The sequence below is a fragment of the Spirosoma gilvum genome, assembly GCF_054776815.1.
On sequence record NZ_BAAHBH010000022.1, the window covers coordinates 41,601 to 60,393 of the forward strand.

General features: G+C 49.0%; 15 protein-coding genes and 1 pseudogene. 11 read left to right on the plus strand and 5 right to left on the minus strand.

All coding sequences use genetic code 11. The annotated features are described in order from the left end of the window. Positions 1–318 precede the first annotated feature (318 nt). A pseudogene (locus tag ACYVFD_RS34535) lies at positions 319–480 on the plus strand (DUF3820 family protein). Positions 481–542: 62 nt separating this feature from the next. On the opposite strand, the gene ACYVFD_RS34540 reads toward ACYVFD_RS34535, so the two are convergent. Next, complete coding sequence (locus ACYVFD_RS34540) at positions 543–1,088, minus strand: DinB family protein (protein WP_461095184.1); 546 nt, start codon at positions 1,086–1,088, stop codon at positions 543–545. Positions 1,089–1,308: 220 nt separating this feature from the next. Here ACYVFD_RS34540 and ACYVFD_RS34545 point away from each other — a divergent pair, with 220 nt between their 5' ends. Together ACYVFD_RS34545 and ACYVFD_RS34550 are read left to right on the plus strand one after the other, a co-directional pair. Beyond that, a complete protein-coding gene (locus ACYVFD_RS34545) occupies positions 1,309–2,337 on the plus strand; it encodes a S66 peptidase family protein (RefSeq protein WP_461095185.1) in 1,029 nt (342 codons plus the stop codon). A 17-nt stretch (positions 2,338–2,354) separates the two neighbouring features. Further along, entirely contained in the window at positions 2,355–2,594 is a 240-nt protein-coding gene (locus ACYVFD_RS34550; protein WP_461095186.1) for a DUF3820 family protein, read from the plus strand. 247 nt (positions 2,595–2,841) lie between these two features. Here ACYVFD_RS34550 and ACYVFD_RS34555 read toward each other — a convergent pair whose 3' ends face one another. Together ACYVFD_RS34555 and ACYVFD_RS34560 are read right to left on the minus strand one after the other, a co-directional pair. After that, the gene (locus ACYVFD_RS34555; RefSeq protein ID WP_461095187.1) at positions 2,842–5,553 is read right to left on the minus strand and encodes a M14 family metallopeptidase; all 2,712 of its coding nucleotides are present in this window, start codon (positions 5,551–5,553) and stop codon (positions 2,842–2,844) included. Between the two features lie 13 nt (positions 5,554–5,566). Continuing rightward, positions 5,567–7,030 carry a serine hydrolase domain-containing protein gene (locus ACYVFD_RS34560; protein ID WP_461095188.1) on the minus strand — a complete coding sequence of 488 codons (1,464 nt, stop codon included), beginning with the start codon at positions 7,028–7,030 and terminating at the stop codon, positions 5,567–5,569. A 125-nt stretch (positions 7,031–7,155) separates the two neighbouring features. Between ACYVFD_RS34560 and ACYVFD_RS34565 the strand changes: the two genes are divergently transcribed. From ACYVFD_RS34565 to ACYVFD_RS34595, 7 genes are all read left to right on the plus strand, one after another. After that, positions 7,156–9,057 carry an AAA domain-containing protein gene (locus ACYVFD_RS34565; protein ID WP_461095189.1) on the plus strand — a complete coding sequence of 634 codons (1,902 nt, stop codon included), beginning with the start codon at positions 7,156–7,158 and terminating at the stop codon, positions 9,055–9,057. 65 nt (positions 9,058–9,122) lie between these two features. Further along, on the plus strand, positions 9,123–9,965 hold the full coding sequence (locus tag ACYVFD_RS34570; protein WP_461095190.1) for an Rpn family recombination-promoting nuclease/putative transposase: 843 nt from the start codon (positions 9,123–9,125) through the stop codon (positions 9,963–9,965). An 89-nt stretch (positions 9,966–10,054) separates the two neighbouring features. Next, positions 10,055–10,966, plus strand: coding sequence for a hypothetical protein (locus ACYVFD_RS34575; protein ID WP_461095191.1), 912 nt, complete (start codon positions 10,055–10,057; stop codon positions 10,964–10,966). Positions 10,967–10,975: 9 nt separating this feature from the next. Continuing rightward, positions 10,976–11,551 carry a Crp/Fnr family transcriptional regulator gene (locus ACYVFD_RS34580; protein WP_461095192.1) on the plus strand — a complete coding sequence of 192 codons (576 nt, stop codon included), beginning with the start codon at positions 10,976–10,978 and terminating at the stop codon, positions 11,549–11,551. 63 nt (positions 11,552–11,614) lie between these two features. Next, entirely contained in the window at positions 11,615–12,052 is a 438-nt protein-coding gene (locus tag ACYVFD_RS34585) for a carboxymuconolactone decarboxylase family protein (RefSeq protein ID WP_461095193.1), read from the plus strand. 597 nt (positions 12,053–12,649) lie between these two features. Beyond that, on the plus strand, positions 12,650–14,242 hold the full coding sequence (locus ACYVFD_RS34590; RefSeq protein WP_461095194.1) for an ABC-F family ATP-binding cassette domain-containing protein: 1,593 nt from the start codon (positions 12,650–12,652) through the stop codon (positions 14,240–14,242). Positions 14,243–14,343: 101 nt separating this feature from the next. Then, complete coding sequence (locus ACYVFD_RS34595; RefSeq protein WP_461095195.1) at positions 14,344–15,291, plus strand: hypothetical protein; 948 nt, start codon at positions 14,344–14,346, stop codon at positions 15,289–15,291. Positions 15,292–15,462: 171 nt separating this feature from the next. Here ACYVFD_RS34595 and ACYVFD_RS34600 read toward each other — a convergent pair whose 3' ends face one another. Then, positions 15,463–16,281: an MBL fold metallo-hydrolase gene (locus ACYVFD_RS34600; RefSeq protein WP_461095196.1), complete on the minus strand. Its 819-nt coding sequence runs from the start codon at positions 16,279–16,281 to the stop codon at positions 15,463–15,465. A gap of 72 nt (positions 16,282–16,353) precedes the next feature. After that, positions 16,354–17,727: an amidohydrolase family protein gene (locus ACYVFD_RS34605; protein ID WP_461095197.1), complete on the minus strand. Its 1,374-nt coding sequence runs from the start codon at positions 17,725–17,727 to the stop codon at positions 16,354–16,356. Positions 17,728–17,945: 218 nt separating this feature from the next. Here ACYVFD_RS34605 and ACYVFD_RS34610 point away from each other — a divergent pair, with 218 nt between their 5' ends. Beyond that, a complete protein-coding gene (locus ACYVFD_RS34610; RefSeq protein WP_461095198.1) occupies positions 17,946–18,605 on the plus strand; it encodes an NAD-dependent epimerase/dehydratase family protein in 660 nt (219 codons plus the stop codon). Positions 18,606–18,793: the final 188 nt, after the last annotated feature.

An 18,793-nucleotide genomic window follows, 5' to 3' on the forward strand; every position in this document is an offset into this window, starting at 1 on the left:
TTATTTTATCACTAGACCAAACCAGGATTAATTGATTTTAGCATCCCTACTTATTCAATAGATTTTAATTAGAAACTGAATTATGGCATAATTTTATTTAGACCACTAATTACACTGTGATAAATCTTCTTTAGAATTTAATGAATTGAGCCAAGCATAACCAGACCCTATACGCTGACTAATTAACCAACATCTTAATTTAATCTATGCTTCGAGATTGCAACTGATAAATAGGATATTAGAATCAACACCCCATTAAATATGTAGTAGTATTTGGCCGAAGAGGTACCCTATGGAGATCCAAACACTCTATAAGATCTGGTTGAATATCAAATGCCTTTTGCTAAATACAAAGGTCGGCTGATTCGGCAATTGCCCGTTTCGTAGCTGGAATGGTTTGTCCAGAAAGGATTTCCGGCCGGAAAGTTAGGCCTATTGCTCCAGACAATGTATGAAATAAAGCTTAACGGCTTAGAATAGAGTATATCCTTGCGGGTTTCGCAACTAACAAAAAAGGCTCGCGAATGGCGAGCCTTTATGCTTTAGAATAATTTCTCATTAGGTGGCTTGATGCCTTTCATCCGAATGTAGATGGTGCATTGCCCACGGTGGTGCGTCTGGTGTTCGAAGGCTTTAGCCAAAACAACCTCCCGACTCATTTCACGCTGTCCCATCTTCACCATATCACCCAGTTGTCCATCATTCAGGCTTTTTACGGCATCGATCATGTAATCGTAGCTGTCCATAACGGCCTTGGTCAGCGCAGCTTTATTCTTCAGATCAGCCATTTCTTCCATTTTTTTCCCTTGCATAGGGTTTGCCTTTCCGCTAGCCAATGCCCCAAAATTGTAATTGGCCTGCGCCAGATGCAGCATCTGATCGGCAAAGCTCCGAATCTCGGGCGTCGGTTTAAAATTGACACCCTCTTCCGACATCGCGTCCAGGTATTCTTTGGTATACTCTTTGGCCCGCTGCCAGTCAGCCGTCATTTGCGACACTGTCATTAGCGGAGCACCCGCCTGAACGACCATCGTACCAAACAGGCATAGGATAGCGAAAAGAAGTGGTAACCGAAATTTGTTCTGCATAAATGTGTGTTGGTTGGTTAGTGAGTGATGTAATTGGTGGCTACACAGCTAAAGCTTTGCCCTATTTAAAAAGTAAATTGCCTCGAAAGCTACTGAGTGAATGGATCAGCTTTGTGATTCCGGACCACCCACAAGTATAGAAAAAACAGGCTTCTCCGTCTCCCGACGTGTCATTTTCAGCGTTTTCGGCTATCTTTCTGAACTTGACCTTTCATTTCCTATGCCCTCACGTCGTTCGTTTCTACAGGCTGGTAGTCTGGCTCCTTTTCTGTCACTATTTCCCGCTCAAACTCCACCGACGCTCATCAAACCGGCTCGTTTAAAACCAGGCGACACGGTGGGCTTGTTTTGCCCAGCCGCACCAGCTTATAGCCAGGAAACGGTAAAGATTGCGCAGGAATCGCTGATGGCACTGGGGTTCCAGACCAAACTTGGGCCACATATTTATGACCGATACGGTTATCTGGCTGGTCGCGATGCTGACCGAGTATCGGACTTACACACCTTTTTCAACGACCAGAGCGTCAAAGCCATCATGGCTATTCATGGCGGCTGGGGTTGCGCCCGATTATTACCCCTGCTGGATTATGATCTGATTCAGCGAAATCCGAAAGTACTGATCGGCTATAGCGACGTAACCGCCTTATTGCTGGCCATTTACGCCAAAACTGGTCTGGCAACGTTTCACGGTCCAGTTGGGTCGGCTACCTTCAATGCCTATACGGTCGATTGGTTCAAACGGCTTTTGATGGATGCGGAAGCCCTGACGATGCGCAACCCAACCGAAAAGGGCGATAACCTGACCCAGGTACAAGATCGAATCACTACCCTCCGACCCGGTTTAGCCCGTGGTCGTCTGGTCGGCGGTAACCTGACCGTATTGAGCCACCTGATCGGTTCGCCTTACCTACCTGACTGGAAAAATACCATCTTGTTTCTGGAAGATACCCACGAGGATATTTACCGCGTGGATCGGATGCTGACCCACCTCAAACTGGCGGGCATTCTGAATCAGGTAGCCGGTTTTGTGTTCGGCAAATGCAGCGACTGTAACCCCAGTAGTGGTGGCTATGGCTCGCTCACGCTCGACGATATACTGGCCGAACACATCGTCACATTGGATAAACCTGCTTTTTCGGGAGCCATGATTGGTCATATTCGCGATAAATTTACGGTCCCATTAGGCATCGACGCCGAAATCGATGCGACCACTGGCACGATTCGCCTGCTGGAATCGGCCGTTAGCTAATGTAATCGTTGCTACCTATGACTGAAGCACAAGGAAACCCAGAACTGCTCAAAGAATTACTTCATTATCAGATGCCCTTTGGCAAGCACAAAGGCCAGTTAATCCGGGCATTACCCGTTTCGTACCTGGAGTGGTTTGCCCAAAAGGGATTTCCAGCCGGTAAACTGGGTATGCTACTGCAAACCATGTACGAAATCAAATTGAACGGCCTGAACTACTTGCTGGACGAACTGACCCGGATTCAGCGAAGGGGATAACTATCAATACGTTAAACCACGAGGACGCAAAGACGCAAAGGAATAAAAATTAAATTCTTAGCGCCTTTGCGGTTTAAATACGAAGCTGTTTAAACTTTTGTGCAATAGGCGTTTTTGTCATTGCGACGCAGGAGCAATCTTCGGGTATTCATAAAAAAGACCCTATTCCCAAGATTGCTCCTGCGTCGCAATGACAAAAAATACACTTGATATAGCTCACTTTCAAAAAGTTTAAACAGGTTCCATATCACTTTTTCTCCTCCTCTTTCAGCTTCAAAGAGGGCGATTTCCAGAAATCGGGCATACCGTACTTGCCTCTCGCTACCTCGCCACCGTACAGCACTGAATTTAGCAAAACCCGGTACGTTCCCAGCGGCTGACCACGCCATTGCGGACGAAACCCGATCAGAACAACATGCCCCCTCCCCTGCTGAACATCCAGCGAAGCCGCGTAACCTTGGAGATATTTTTCGCCCAGCAAATAGCCCGACCGTAAGGGTGAGCCTGTTGATGCAAACTTAGCGAGTGCCTGCCCTTTAAATCCATCCAGTGTGGCAAATACCGGACTGCCATCTACAAATACGATAGCTTTACCGGGCATGCCCGCCATCACCGGATGCGTCGGGTCGGTTTCGACTTCCAGCAATGAGCCACCCGTGAAATAATCTTTTCGGGCAACACCAGCCACCACATTTTTAACAGGCAGATGCAGAGCATCGATGGCATAATCGCAACTGGCGTTCAGGCAGACCAGCGTTCCGCCCTGACTCACAAATTTGGTTAAACTGGCACTGCCTAATTCCCCTAAACCACCTTCATATGCAGGAGGAACAGCGCCCTTTGCAAATCCGTTTTTGATGGTCTGTGGGCGGTCGGAAGCCATCAGGATCACATCAAAACGGTCGCTCAGGTCATTGGAAATCATATCCGTATTGGTGAGATTCTCGAATGGTATACCAAACTGTTCCAGCACCCATTCGGTCCAACCGGCATCCATACTGGCCGTCCAGGGTTTATAAAGCGCAATACGCGGTTTTACGGTGGCTCCAGCGGTATTGGTGGTCCGTTCAGCCGTTATACCCAGTTCGCTCACCCATTGTTCCAGTGTAGTAGTATTGACGCCACTAATTGCATAGTGCTGGCTATCGGCATGGTACTTCACGGTTCCGCCCGATTTCAATGTCCGGCCAATCACCTTGAACGAATTATTCTGGACCGGACTTACCAACGCCACAGTTCCAGATCCTGTCAATCGACCTTCGGGAGCTTTGATGCCAACTGAAATCGGATTCGTATCAAAACCAATGCCCGTTACGAAATCGGCGGGGGTAGCATCTTTTTTATCATCTTTCTGCCAGTCTTTAGCCGTTCCCGAAACTAGCTGAATAGCCGCTTTCTGATCGGCTGTCAGCGGTGTCATGGCGGGTTGTACGTTCAGTTCAAATTGCAGCGGTAACGTCCAGCCAGCCGCATCGTAGGGCTGCTCAGGCGGACCACCAGGAAACTCACGTAGATCAGGATAAACCTGCACATCCAGCAGTTGCCGGGTTAGTTCGGCATATTCCTGATTCATCGGAATCACCCAGGTACCTTTCGGGTAGGTATGCCCATCCTGCTGAATATCCTTGCTTAACCGCCCAATCCGAATGCCATGGAAAGCCAGTCGGCGCAGGAGTTCAACCGGTCGAACCGGATCTCGCTGTTTCTGCGGGATGAAGTACGCATAGGGTGGTTCCTGCTCATATTTTTTGATGGTGTTCCGTCCTGCCTGATAGCGGTTATACAGTAACACATCGCTGTATTTGGCCGCATAGTCGAGCGTCGCCAGCGAAGCCGTTTGCATATACGCCATCGCATCGCTGATCCGCCACCACCCACCCGGCCACGGACTCGAATACAGGGATTCGGCTCGTAAGTCTTTTTTGTCCTGCGGAAAATCGCGGATGGTGTAAAAATGGGGCGTTGCATAGTTATACAAGGCCGTTTCGGTCCAGAACGACGGGATGTTCTGCATCACCGGCATGTAGTCGATGTATCCCGGATACCAGGCATCAAAGCCCGTTCCCATGTGTGTAGCGCCTTTCTGTCCGTTACTTTCGAGCGCCTGCGCCATCGCCATCCCGATCATATTCACTTCACGGGCAATAATCGGTGGCGTTTGTGGCGCAATGGGTTCGGCAAAGGGGGGCAACCAGATTCGGGTCGGGAATGGCGAGGTCTGATGATGCACAAAAATGATGTTCGGCTCCCACTCGCGCCAGGTACGCGCCACCACCCGCGACTCGATCATGTTGAGCATGTACGCATCCCGGTTGTTGTCGTGACCAACGTATTTCTGATACAAAAACGGGGGTGGCGCAATCTCGTAAGGCGTTCCGACATTCGATTTGTACCAATCACCAATCATCGTTTGCCCGTCCGGATTGAGCGACGGCCACAGCAGCAGAATCACATTGTCGAGAATACCCTTCATTTTAGGCTCCGATGCTTTACTCAGCATGTCATACGCCAGCGAAATGGTATGCTGCGCTCCGGCAACTTCCGACGCATGCAATCCCCCGTCGATATGCACCAGCGGTTTACCTTCGAGTGAAAGTTTTTTCGCTTCCTCATCCGTCAGTCCGGCTGGGTGTGCCAGTCGCTGGGCAATGCTCCGGTATTTGTCGATGTTGGCCAGATTCTGGGGCGATGAGATCAGGGCAAAATACCACGGACGACCTTCGGAGGTTTCGCCTACGTAAACCAATTTCAGCATGTCGCTGGCTTCATCGAGCTTTTTAAAATAACTGAGCGCCTGTTCGTAGGTCGCCAGTTTATAGTCAGCCCCGACCGGAAAGCCGAGCGTTTCTTCGGGTTTGGGAATGGGCTTTTGCTGAGCGCTGGCTACCAAGCTAGTCAGCAGACACCAAACGATCATGAGTAGGCTCGCCTGCTGGCGTACGTACACGTTTTTTAGCATAGTTCAGGTTGTATTAGTATTTCTTTTCGGCAGCGTCGAAGTCATCGGCTAGTCGTTTTAGCCACAAGTTCCGCACCCGACCATTCGATACCCGCAGCCCAACAACGGCATTTTGCGCGTTACGTACAGCCTTAATCGACGAAAAAAACCACCAATTCGCTGAAAAGCGATCTTTTTCTACAGGCTTCAGGGCGGTTTCACCGTGATGCACATGCACCAGTTCCAGCTCATCGCCCTTCTGACGGATGGTGTAAATAGCCTCTAACTCCGGGCTATAATAGCGTCCGACATAGTCGGCAGGCGTCATTTTATCAGGCTTGGTCTCCGTTGTAGGCGGCTTAGGCGCAGGTGGTGTATCGGTAGGCTTTTGCTGATAGGACGCCAGATACAGGTCAGCCATTTCCATAGCCTTGGCATTCGTATTCGCTTCAGCCTGATTGCTCAACACAATAAATCCGTAATCTTCCTTCGGGAAATAGGTTAGGTTGGCCCGGAAACCCGCATCAGCTCCATCGTGGCCGTAGTAGGCCAATCCTTTACGGTTGCCATGCACCAGTGCAAAGGCATACGGAATACTGTCCCCTTTGGCCAAGCGACCCCGTTCCAGCATCTGCTTCATGGTAGCCGCATTGCCAACCGCTGGATTTTTGAAGTTGTCGATCCAGCGAGCCAGATCGGTAACGGTTGTGAATAAACTGGTAGCGCCCGCGTTGGCGTAACTCAACACACTTTTCTTGTAGAAGCCAGCAGAGGGATCGTATGATCGATGAAACGAATAAGCCCGGCTCTTTACAATCCGCTCATCATCGTCGTAGAACAGCGTATTTTTCATACCCAGTGGCTTAAAAACATACTGTTGCATCCAGTTCCGAAAGGGTTGTTTGCCAACTCGGGCCACAATTTCGGCCAGTAAGGTATAACCCGTATTGCAGTAGAGATATTCCGCTCCCGGTGCAAAATTCAGCTCCCGCTGACGCCGAACGAGGTTAAAAATATGCTGCTTCGTAATCACATCGCTCATATCCCAACCAGCCATGGTCAGCAACGCCCATTGATCGCGCAGGCCGCTGGTATGATGAATCAGATGACGAATGGTGATTTTCTGGCCAAAATCAGGCACTTCGGGCAGGTATTTTCGGATATCATCATCGAGTGAGAGCTTTCCCTCCTGCGCCAGTAATACAATGCCATAAGCCGTAAACTCTTTTGAGATCGACGCTACGTGAAAGATGGTTTCGGGCGTAATCGGTGCGCCCGTTTCTACATCGGCATCCCCAAACCCTTTAGCGTAAATTAGTTTGCCACCATGAACAACGCCCACCGCAACGCCCGGCCGACCGGAACCATTCCATTCCGAAAATAGCTTATCTACTTTAGCTGACAATGTATCGGGCGCGCTTTGAGCCGTTAAACGATAGCTGCTTAAACAGACCAGAAGGAGAACCAGAAGCCGTTTGAGGGTAGAGGGAGGTAGCATAAGTAATGCGGTGGTAGTGCTCTACAAGTATAGTCACAACTTGCTTAATTCCTCTTTCAATCAGCCGGAAACACGCATAAAATCAGGCACATCGCCTAAAATAACACAAGGCATTACCTTTACGAATGAACTACTTTGACGATTTGCTCGACTTACTAAAGATCGAGCAAGCTGAAGACCGTGCCCAATACCAGAAACTGACCGAAACTACTTCCATCGCCGACCGACGGGCCAACGGCCTGACCTGGTATCCAATTGCTATTCGAGGTTCTGAAATGAGCCGGGGCGATTACCTGACCGTAGAGGTCGAACGCACCACTCATCAGGACATTCCGCATCAGCTCCGGTTTGGGGCTCCCGCCGTTCTGTTCAGCAACCACGATCCGAAAGCAGACCGGGTCGAAGGCACCATTACCTATCAGGGTGGTAACCGAGCCAAAATAACCCTCCGCACCGACGAACTTCCCGATTGGTCGCGGGATGGGAAATTAGGTATTGAAGTCCTGTTCGACGAAAACAGTTACGACGAAATGGAACAGGCACTGAAAACGGGCAAAACTCAGCGCGACAAATCGGATAATCGCCTTATTCAGATTCTGACGGGCGAAAAAGTACCTACGTTCCAGTCAAACGTACCCCAACTGACACTCCCCCGCCTGAACCCAAGTCAGGTAGCCGCCGTCGGGAAAATAGTGGCCGCCAACGAACTGGCTATTGTGCATGGTCCTCCCGGTACCGGCAAAACCACTACGCTGATTCAGGCCATTAAAACGCTGATTAAACAGGATCATCAGAAAATACTGGTGGTGGCTCCCAGCAATACGGCCGTCGATCTGCTCAGCGAGAAGTTGCACGGCGAAGGACTCAATGTACTGCGAATCGGCAATCCGGCCCGCGTATCTGACCGATTAATGGCCCTCACGCTGGATCATAAAGTATCGGAACATAGCGCCATGAAAGAAGCGAAAAAGCTAAAAAAACAGGCGAATGAGTTTCGGAACATGGCCCATAAGTACAAGCGAAATTTTGGCAAAGCCGAGCGCGACCAACGCAAAGCCCTGTTCGACGAAGCGTACCGAATTATGAAGGACGTAGCCAATACGGAGCAGTACGTGATTGACGATCTGATTGCCAAAGCGCAGGTAATAACAGCGACTTTGGTCGGTGCCAACCACTACACCGTCCGTCATCTGACGTACCATACCGTTGTAATCGACGAAGCCGGACAAGCTCTCGAACCCGCCTGCTGGATTCCAATTCTGAAAGCCCGGAAAGTGGTGCTGGCCGGTGATCATTGTCAGCTCCCGCCCACCATCAAATCGCCCGAAGCGGCTCGCAAGGGGCTGGCCAAAACCTTACTCGAAAAATGCGTGGAGTTGCACCCCGAAGCCGTATCCCTGCTGGATGAGCAGTACCGGATGCATGAACACATCATGGGTTACTCGTCGCAGGTATTTTACGAAAACAAGCTGAAAGCGCATGAATCGGTGGCCCGTCATTCACTGTTCGAGGGCGACACATCGCTGGTATTTGTCGATACGGCCGGTTGCGGATTCGACGAAAAGCTGGACGGTACCAGTTCGACCAACCCCGAAGAAGCAGCCCTGCTGATGCGCCATCTGAGTCGGCAGGTAGCCGATTTAAGTCCCCATTATACCGTAAACAATTTTCCTAGTATTGCCATCATCTCGCCCTATAAACAGCAGATCAACATCCTGAAAGAGCAGTTGCTGCAATACCCTGATCTCTTGGTTTATGGCGATAAAATTTCGGTAAATACCATCGACAGCTTCCAGGGACAGGAGCGCGACATCGTCTACATTTCACTGGTTCGGAGCAACACCGAAGGCGACATTGGCTTTCTGTCCGATATTCGCCGGATGAACGTCGCCATGACCCGCGCCCGCAAAAAACTGGTGATCATCGGCGACAGCGCTACGCTGGCCAGTCTGCCCTTCTACGCCGATTTCATCACTTATTCCGAAGCCCTCGATACCTACCAAAGTGCGTGGGAGTGGATGGAGTGAGGACTTTTTAGGCCTATAAACTAAGCACAGAGTGCACTTTTATATATTTCCAGCATTTTTGACACATGGAAACAGGCATATACATTCCAATTATCTCAGATTACGGATTCAAAGCTACTTTTGGGAATGAAGCAGACAGTTTGTTCCTGCGTGTAGCCTTACAAGCCCTTATTAAATCAGAAACACCGATTCGCGAAGTGCATTTCGACAAAAACGCTTTCGAGGCTCTTACAATTGATGGTCGCAGCGGCATTTTTGATTTATCCTGCACCGATGACAACGGGAATCAGTTTATTGTCGAAATGCAGATGGGCTTTGCTCCCTATTTTGTACAACGCATGAAATTCTATGCGTTACATAAGTTCAACACCTTAGTGGAGCGGGGAGAATTCGACTATGCAAACCTGCCTAAACTATATGCTATTGCATTTCTAGAGAAAAGTATCCTGCCATCGGCTCAATTTCATACAGTAGCTAATCTGCGAAGCGAACAAGGCGAAATCATTGATAACCAAATGTCGTTTATCACGATAGAATTGGCTAAATTTGATAAGTCTGCAAGTGAGGTGAAAACGGATTTGGAAAAGCTGGTCTATACCATGAAAACATTACATACAACTGAACCAACTCAGTACCCCGCTTTCTGGAATGAGGAATGGCTCAAGCGAGCTATTGATGAGTTAGATACGCGAAAGATGTCTCCAGAGGAACGAGCGTACTTCGCCCGTGTAACAGCGGCTAATGCCGAAGCAGTAAAAGCAGAGAAGACACGGATCGAAGAAGTAAAAAAAACTGCTATTCAAAAAGCACTTAAACGAGGAAAACTCACAATGGCAGAAATAGCGGAGGACAATAGCGTTACTATTGAGTTTGTTCGTGAAGTTCAGCAACAAGTTGATAATAACTAAACCATTACCAGCTTCTCTGCGGCTATATAGCTCAAAATCAACTTTGCCATCACCACTATCGAAGCAGGGCTACCCTTCACCATACAACCATGCGGTATTACCAACAAGTACTGGCATTACTTTTTGTTTTATTCAGTCAGGCAATTTTTGGGCAATCCCTCAACTCGTCCTCTTATAAAATTCCCTTTCAACTAACGAGCTATAATAACCTATCGATCAAAGCGATACTGAACCAACAGGATACGGTAAACCTGATGTTCCATACGGCGGCCAACGCGGTTACGCTGACCGAAGACGCGCTCAAAACCGTCAAAAGTCTTCGCTTCGATGGAGCCGATAGCGTAAAAAGCTGGGGCGGTTCCAATAATACATCGCGGTTCAGTAAGAGCAATCGGCTCCAGATTGGTGGACAAACGTGGGCTAATACACCCATTTGGGAAAACAAAAACTCTGGCCCGCAAACCGATGGAAAATTTGGTATTGATCTTTTCGAAGGCAAGGTAATCGAGCTGGATTTCGACACAAACCAGATGATCATTCACGCGAATCTTCCCGACAAAACCAGTCAATACGAGCGGCTTAAACTCGTATTTGACAATGATATGCTCTTTCTGGAAGCTAATTGCACCGTCGGCAATCGGACGCTAAAAAACCGGTTTTTGATGCATTCGGGCTATTCGGGTGCTGTCTTGCTGGACGATCAGTTTGTTGCTGACCATAACCTGGACAAAAGCCTTACCGTCATCAGTGAAAAGGCGTTGAAGGATTCGTTCGGTAACGTCATTAAAACACAAAAAGCCATTTTGCCAGCGTTGACAATCGGAACTCAGACTTTAACCGATGTGCCCGTTGGTTTCTTCAAAGGTGCCCTTAGCCGGCAGAAAATGAGCATTATAGGTGGCGATATTCTGAAGCGATTCAACATCATCATTGATGCGAAACGCGAATACGTTTACCTGAAACCGAATAACTTGCTGAAAACAACATATTCCGCAAGCTAACACCGAGTCATGTCCGATTCGCTACAGAAACATATCCAAAAATTCATTGCCATCGATGACCAGGAATTGGCCGACGCGTTGACGTTCTTCCGGTCAATAAATCTGTCTAAAAAAGAAAATCTGCTGGTTGAAGGTCAGGTTTGCAGATCGAATTATTTCGTGGTAAAAGGCTGCCTGCGGATGTTCTTTGTCAATGATAAAGGCGTTGAACAAACCGTGCAGTTTGCGATTGAAAACTGGTGGCTTTCCGATTACACGTCGTTCTCTACGCAAAAGCCAGCGGTGTTTTCGATCCAGGCCGTTGAAAAATCGGAAGTCATAGCCCTTGATTATACGGCCAATGAGACCATGCTGGCGCAACACCCTTGTCTGGAACGTTATTTTCGGCTTGTTCATCAGCGGGCGCATGCAGCGGCCCAGTATCGGATGAAGTATCAGTACGATCATTCCCGCGAGGAGCTATACCACGAGTTTGTCCGGCTTTTTCCGGAGTTTGTGCAGCGTATCCCGCAGTATCTACTGGCTTCTTATCTGGGTTTTACGCCCGAATATCTGAGCGAAATCAGAAGCCGAAAGCTTTCTTAAACCAGTTTAAGAAGTCTAGCCTACGAGTAAATCTACCTTTGTTCCGTCACAAATGAAAAAGCAATGGAACAACGAGTAAACATCGAAAAAACGCTGCCTGCGCCCTGGAAAGCCATGTATGGATTGTCGGCGAGTGTAAGCCAACTGAGCATAACACCCATTCAGAAAGAGCTGATCAAGATTCGGGCCTCACAAATCAATGCCTGCGCTTTCTGCCTGAACATGCACACCCGGGATGCCCTAAAACTGGGCGAAACGCCACAGCGGATTTTTTTGCTGAACGCCTGGCGTGAAACCGACCTGTTCACGCCCGAAGAGAAAGCGATTTTGGCCTTAACCGAGGAAGTAACGCTGATCCATCAGCAGGGCGTTTCGGACGCTACCTATCAGCAGGCCGAGCAGTTTTTCAGCCCCGAAACAATTGCCGAAATCATTATGTCGGTGGTGCTTATCAACGCCTGGAACCGCATTGCCGTAAGTACAAATTTGCCGATTAATTAAGCAGCACCTTTGGTAAAAACGTCAAACCGCCTTTATTTCAATTGAATAGGTATCGTGTTTGTCATTCCAACCGCAGGGAGGAATCTCAACGTTCCTCAATGAGCAAGCTTGAGATTCCTCCCTGCGGTCGGAATGACAAAAACGCACTCATTTTTAGCTAGTTTGAAAAGTTTAAACAGGTTCTAAGAAGAGACACTGTCAAAGATTATCAAGATAACCCCGCATCGGGAACGAAGTTTCGTTCCCGATGCGGGGTTACTGTAGTCAAAGTGAAATGCTTATCTTTGCAGGGCGAACACAAAACAACTTTTCCCAACATGTAAGATCTAAGTAACAGGATAATCCCCTACATCCTGAGTTCCAGTTGAGTGGAACGTTTGACAGACCCTTTGTCAAATCGTCAACGACACGATTTATCTGTGCGTTGACCCATACTTAGAAAGCATGTAATCTAATCTCCGACAATCGAGTCATTGCTAGCCCATTTGCCGGTTCGCCCAGCAAACGCTACGACTCCCCTGCACGGTCCGTCTGTTTCGGACCTGTATGGCTATTTCATTAATCTACCTCAGTTCATTTTTTAAAGTCCTCTTCCTCATGAGTATCGTCGTGAACGCACTTTCCTATATCTATCCCGATCACGAAATCCTGTTTCAGCACCTTCACCTGTCGGTAGATACCGGCGAAAAAGCCGCACTGGTTGGCCACAACGGGTCGGGCAAATCAACACTATTACAACTGATTGCCGGGAAGCGAATGCCCTCCGAAGGAGAGATTAGCCTTTCCGAAAAACTCTACTATGTACCGCAACATTTAGGGCAATATGACGACTACACGGTTGCTCAGATCCTGGAGATAGAAACCAAATTACATGCCCTGCACGCCATTCTGAAAGGCGACGTCAGCACCGACACATTTGCGCAACTGAACGATGAATGGGACATCGAAGAGCGCGTACAGGCGGCTTTGTCGTACTGGCATCTGGAGCAGGTAGACCTGAATGAACCGATGAAGCGGCTGAGCGGTGGGGAGAAAACAAAGGTTTTTCTGGCGGGTATTCTTATTCATGAACCGGGTATTATCCTACTTGACGAACCATCGAACCATCTGGATATGCAAAGCCGTGAACTGCTCTATGCGTTTATCCGGAAAAGCAAAGCGACGATGCTGGTGGTTAGCCACGACCGGGCTTTGTTGAATCTGCTCGACACTACGCTGGAGTTAAGCAAAAGCGGTATTGAGGTTTTCGGTGGCAACTATGATTTCTACCGGGAGCAGAAAGACGGAAAACTAAACGCCTTGCAGGTTCAGCTAGACGAGAATGCCAAAACACTGAAACAGGCCCAGCAAAAAGCCCGTGATGTAGCCGAACAACGCCAAAAGCAGGAAGCCCGAGGCAAAGCACAGGGCAAAACCCAATCGCTTCCCCGAATCATTGCCGGTGGTCGAAAAAGTCAGGCAGAACAGAGTACGGCAAAGCTGAAAGATGTTCAGCATGAAAAGATTAGCGACCTGTCTGATAACCTGAAACAAATCAGGAGTCAGATTCAGGACTATCAGGTTTTGAAAATTAATCTTCAGCCATCGGGCCTACACCGGGGCAAGATGTTGATTGAAGCGAAGGACATCAATTTTAGCTACGGTAGTCAGATGCTCTGGCCGTCTCCGCTGAGTTTTCAGATCCGCTCCGGCGACAGAATCCGTATATCCGGGAATAATGGCTCGGGCAAAACAACGTTGATCAACCTGATAACGGGCGTTCTTCAACCGTCGGTCGGGAGTCTGTACCGGGGTGAGTTTCAGTATGTATTTATCGACCAGGAATATTCGGCCATCAATCGCCAACTATCTGTGTACGAACAGCTTCAACAACACAACAGCCGAAATTTACTGGAGTCGGAGCTGAAAATGATGCTGTTCCGTTTCCAGTTTCCGCACGAAGCCTGGGATCGGAAATGCGACGAGTTGAGTGGGGGTGAAAAAATGAAACTAACACTGTGTTGCCTGATCGTCTGTAACAATGCACCGGACCTGTTGATTCTGGACGAACCGACCAATAATCTGGATATTCAGAGCCTGGACGTACTCACATCGGCTGTTAAGGACTTTGCGGGTTCCGTCGTCGTTATTTCGCACGATCAGTATTTCATTGATGCCATCAACATTGACTCGACAATCGCCCTGAGTTAATCCTGATTTTCAGCTGTTCACCACGGTCAAAATCCTCTTATCCAATACCCGTTGAACGGCTGACGGATACATAATTGCTTTGTTGCAAAATACCCTAAACGATGAACTGGACTGCAGCACAACAGGAAGCTTTACTGGACGTAATCCGGCGTAAAAACGAACGCGATCAATTGCAAAAGCAACTGGAACGGACCAAAACCGAATTAGTTACGCGCCAGCAGCAACAAGCCGATCTTCGCCGACAGTGGCAGCGCGAACAGGCCGACGTTGACCGATTGGACCGACTCAGTTGGGCCAGTTTGTATTACGACTTACTGAATACGAAGCCACAACAGCGTAGCAAGGAGGAAGCCGAAGCGCAACAGGCTCGTCTCCGGTACGATGTTGTTTCGGCTTCTGTTGATGAGCTAAAGCAACAGCTTGCCGAACAGGAAACACGACTAACGGCGTATGCAACCGTCGATCCTGACTATGACCGGTTTATTCAGGAAAAACGTATTGCATTAAGTTTTTCAGCAGGTTATTTGGGCAATCAGTATCAAAAACGTTTGAGTGAGCTTACGGAACAAAACCGTCAGTTACAGGAGTTGGACGAGGCTCACAAAGCAGGATTACAGGCGCTTGATGAAGTATTTCGGCTTCGAAAATTGCTGGAACAGGCCCGTAACTGGGGCACCTGGGATATGCTGGGCGGATCGGCATTAGCCTCGATTGGCAAATACCAGAAGCTGGACGATGTTCGCGATCAGTCGTACCGAGTCACTCAAAGTCTGGAACGGTTCCGAGCCGAATATGCCGATCTAAATCAAACGTTTCTGACGGAGTGGCGATTCGACCATACTTTCACCCGTTTCGTGGATATTTTCTTCGACAACATCTTCACTGACTTATCGGTCCAGTCACGCATTCGGTCGGCCGCACAAACGGCACAGGCACTCGAAAATCAGTTAGTCAAAGAACTAACAAAGCTCAAGGCCCAATTGGAACAGGGCGTTGAGCAGACCAAACAAAAATCCAACGACTTACAGCACTTTTTGGAAACAGTGTAATTACAGTAAGGCTGTTTTAAATTTTGCGTACTGTTTTTTTGTCATTGCGACCGGTCCGCCGGTGCGGAAGGAGCAATCTTCGGGAATACTAAGACATCTTCTCCGAAGATTGCTCCTTCCGCACCGGCGGACCGGTCGCAATGATAAAAATATTGACGGACGAATGTCTAATCATTCGAAGATAGATAGGTATCGCTGGATGGATGCATCGAATACGGCCCGGCCATTTTCCGCAATGACCATACCTTCGAAAGCGCCGTAGATGCGGTCGAACGAAACCCCGGCCATCCGATCCCGAATTTGCTCAATAGCCTTTTTGGGCAACGGAATCAAATTCGGATAGCTGTACATAAACGTAACGAGTCGTCGGCTGCGGGCTACGTAGATGGTATCGCCGGTAAGGAGGTAGTTTTTGCCGGACAAATCGGGTTGGAGCAGTACGCAGCTTCCCGGAAAATGACCGCCTGTATTGATGATCTCCATCCCATCCCAAAGCGTTTTTCGCTCGCTCGTCCAGAATGCCACAGCCGACGTTGGATTTTGCACCCAAACGGCGTCGTTCTGGTGAATATAGACCGGGCAATCAAAAATACGCGCCCACTCAGCCATCAGGCTGTAGTAGTGCGGATGCGAAATGGCGATGGCTTTCAGACCACCCAGAGAGCGAATGAAGGCGATGGTTGGCTCATCCAGAAACGGCAGACAATCCCACAGTACATTCCCCGATTCGGACTGAATCAGAAAGGCCCGCTGCCCAATGGCAAACGCGGGCGTGATTCGCAAATCATATAGACCGTCGCCGATCGGACTGAACCGGATGGTGCGATCTTTTGCCAGTGTAGCCAGACTTGTCCATGTTTGCCCGTTGTCGCCAATGTACTGCCGGTCGTCATCGCAGATTGGGCACAGTTCGGGTAAGGCAACGCCGGTAGGGTACTGCGTTCCGCACGTTGCGCAAATGGTCTGGTCAGCGGTGTATTTTATAGTCATAATCGTAACGCGGGTGGAAACCCGCGATGTTGGATGTCGCTTATTTGCGCTAATCGCGGCTTTCCACCCGCGTTACTTTTTCTCCAGCTTCTTCAACTCGCTCTGGATGTAGTCTTTCGAGAGCCAGTTTGTGCCGATCATAACGCCTTCGATGTTGCGGGTCTGGGTGATGTCGTTCAGGGGATTTCCGCTAAGCAGCACGAGGTCCGACACGTTGCCAGTTTTGATTGTTCCCCAATCGGGTTTGTTGAAATAAGACGCCACGTTAACGGTTCCGGTTCGGAGTGTTTCGTAGGGTGTCAGGCCCGCATCGACCATGTATTTCATCTCGTGATGAATCGAAAAACCCGGTACATTCAGCACCTGTGGCGCATCGGAACCCAGCAATAGCTCGATACCTCCTTTCTGGCATTCGTAAATCAGTTTCCGACGAATCTGAATCAATTTTTCGGCATGTTCTTTCGAGAAACTAGCGTTGCTGTTGTAGCTATTTTTCTGATTCATCCAGTTCGTTATTTCCTGCGGTTTCATGTACTTGAACTCGGGCGCATTGGCAAATGCATCGGCGGGTAGTGGCGAAAGCCAGCGTTCGGCCAGGGCTTGCGTCGGTACCACCCGGATTTGTTTGTCGCGTAACCCTTTCACCAGTTTCGGAATCTGCGATGCATCGGCCCGGTAAGCAATCCACGACCCAAACAAACCCGTTTCCGGTTCAGCCAGCGTATCGGCGCGTGGCACAATGGCTTCCACAAACCCGTCCAGATGGTCAATGGATGAATATTCGGCATCAATAGCCCGCCAGACACCCACATTGAACGACACGTGCCCCACGAATCCAATCCCTACTTCATGAGCGGTTTTGGCAATAGCCGGAAAGGTTTCTTTGGTAAGACCAGGATGTAGTTTGAGAAAATCATAACCAGCCGCTTTCTGTTCGCGTACCATTTCGGCACCCCGCTCGGCCGTCTTGACGGTTTGTCCGTTAAACGATGGCCCTGTCGTATAGAAATGCGGCCCCAGAATTTCACCGCTGTTGATTTTGCTGCGTAGTTCGAGGTGTTTGGGATGCCCCAGCATACCCCGAATGGTGGTGATGCCGTTGGTCAGATACAGCATCAGCACGTCTTTCATGGCCTGAATATCGTCGTTCGGCGGAACGTGTGCATGAATCTCCGCCCAGCCGGGTGTCAGGTATTTACCCTTCGCGTCAAGCACCAGCGCATCACTGCCAAATTTTACGCTTCCCTCCTTTCCAAGTGCCGTTATCCGACCATTTTTCACGACGACCGTCTGATTGTCCAGTACGCGCTCCCGATCCATCGGAATCACATTTACCGACCGAAACACAATTTCACGTTGTGCATTGCTGGTGAGGGTTTGCGCCGGGAGCGTGGCGCAGGGTGCCAGGAGCAACGGGACCGTTAGTAGCAAAAGTAGGGTTCGCATAGGAGGAAAGGGGTTGTTGTCAGGAATAGCTATAAACGATGGTGAACCAATTTCAGCCCGTTCTGATTGGATACTAAGAAATTGAACGATTGAGTGACGGAGTAAACAATATCCTGATAATCAATCGCTCAATCACTAATTCACGCAATCGCTCAATCAGGTTGGTAAATTTATTTATTTCGGCATGAATAACCGATAAACCGTTCACGAACAAGCTAATGAAAGTTAAAGCTATAGTTACCGGCGCTACGGGTATGGTAGGCGAAGGTGTCCTGCTCGAGTGCCTAAGCCATCCTGATGTGGAACAAGTCCTGATCGTCAACCGCAAGCCCAGCGGTTTTTCTCATCCGAAACTCCGTGAGATTGTCCACAAAGACTTTTTTGACCTGACTCCTATTGCCGATCAGCTGACTGGGTATAATGCCTGTTTTTTCTGTCTGGGCGTCTCATCGGTGGGCATGAGTCAGGACGAATATAAGCACCTGACCTACGACCTGACCCTAAACTTTGCGGAGCTTCTGGCCAAGCAAAATTCTGATTTAACGTTTTGTTACGTTACCGGAGCAGGCACCGACAGCTCAGAGCAAGGGCGTGTTGCGTGGGCTCGTGTAAAGGGAGCTACCGAAAATGCCGTGATGCGATTATTCAACAAGGCGTATATGTTCCGGCCGGGTTTTATGAAAGCCACTCCTGGCCAGAAAAACACGCTGTCCTATTACAAATACTTTGCCTGGCTATATCCCATTGGTCGGGCGCTTTATCCAGCCGGTTTTTGTACCTTGAAAGAAGTGGGCCAGGCCATGATCAACACCGTTACCAAAGGCTACGAAAAGCAAATTATGGAGGTGAAAGATATTGTGGAGCTGGCGAAACGGTAAGATAACTCGTTGACTACTAGTACAGTTCAATTTGAGTCTTTAAATTTTCCTGTCATTGAAGCTGTTTAAACGTTTAAAGAAAAATCGAACATGCGTGTTTTTGTCATGCTGAGGAACGAATCGGACCGCCGAAGCGGCATCTTCGGTAGCAGCATTCTTGTAGCTACCGAAGATGCCGCTTCGGCGGT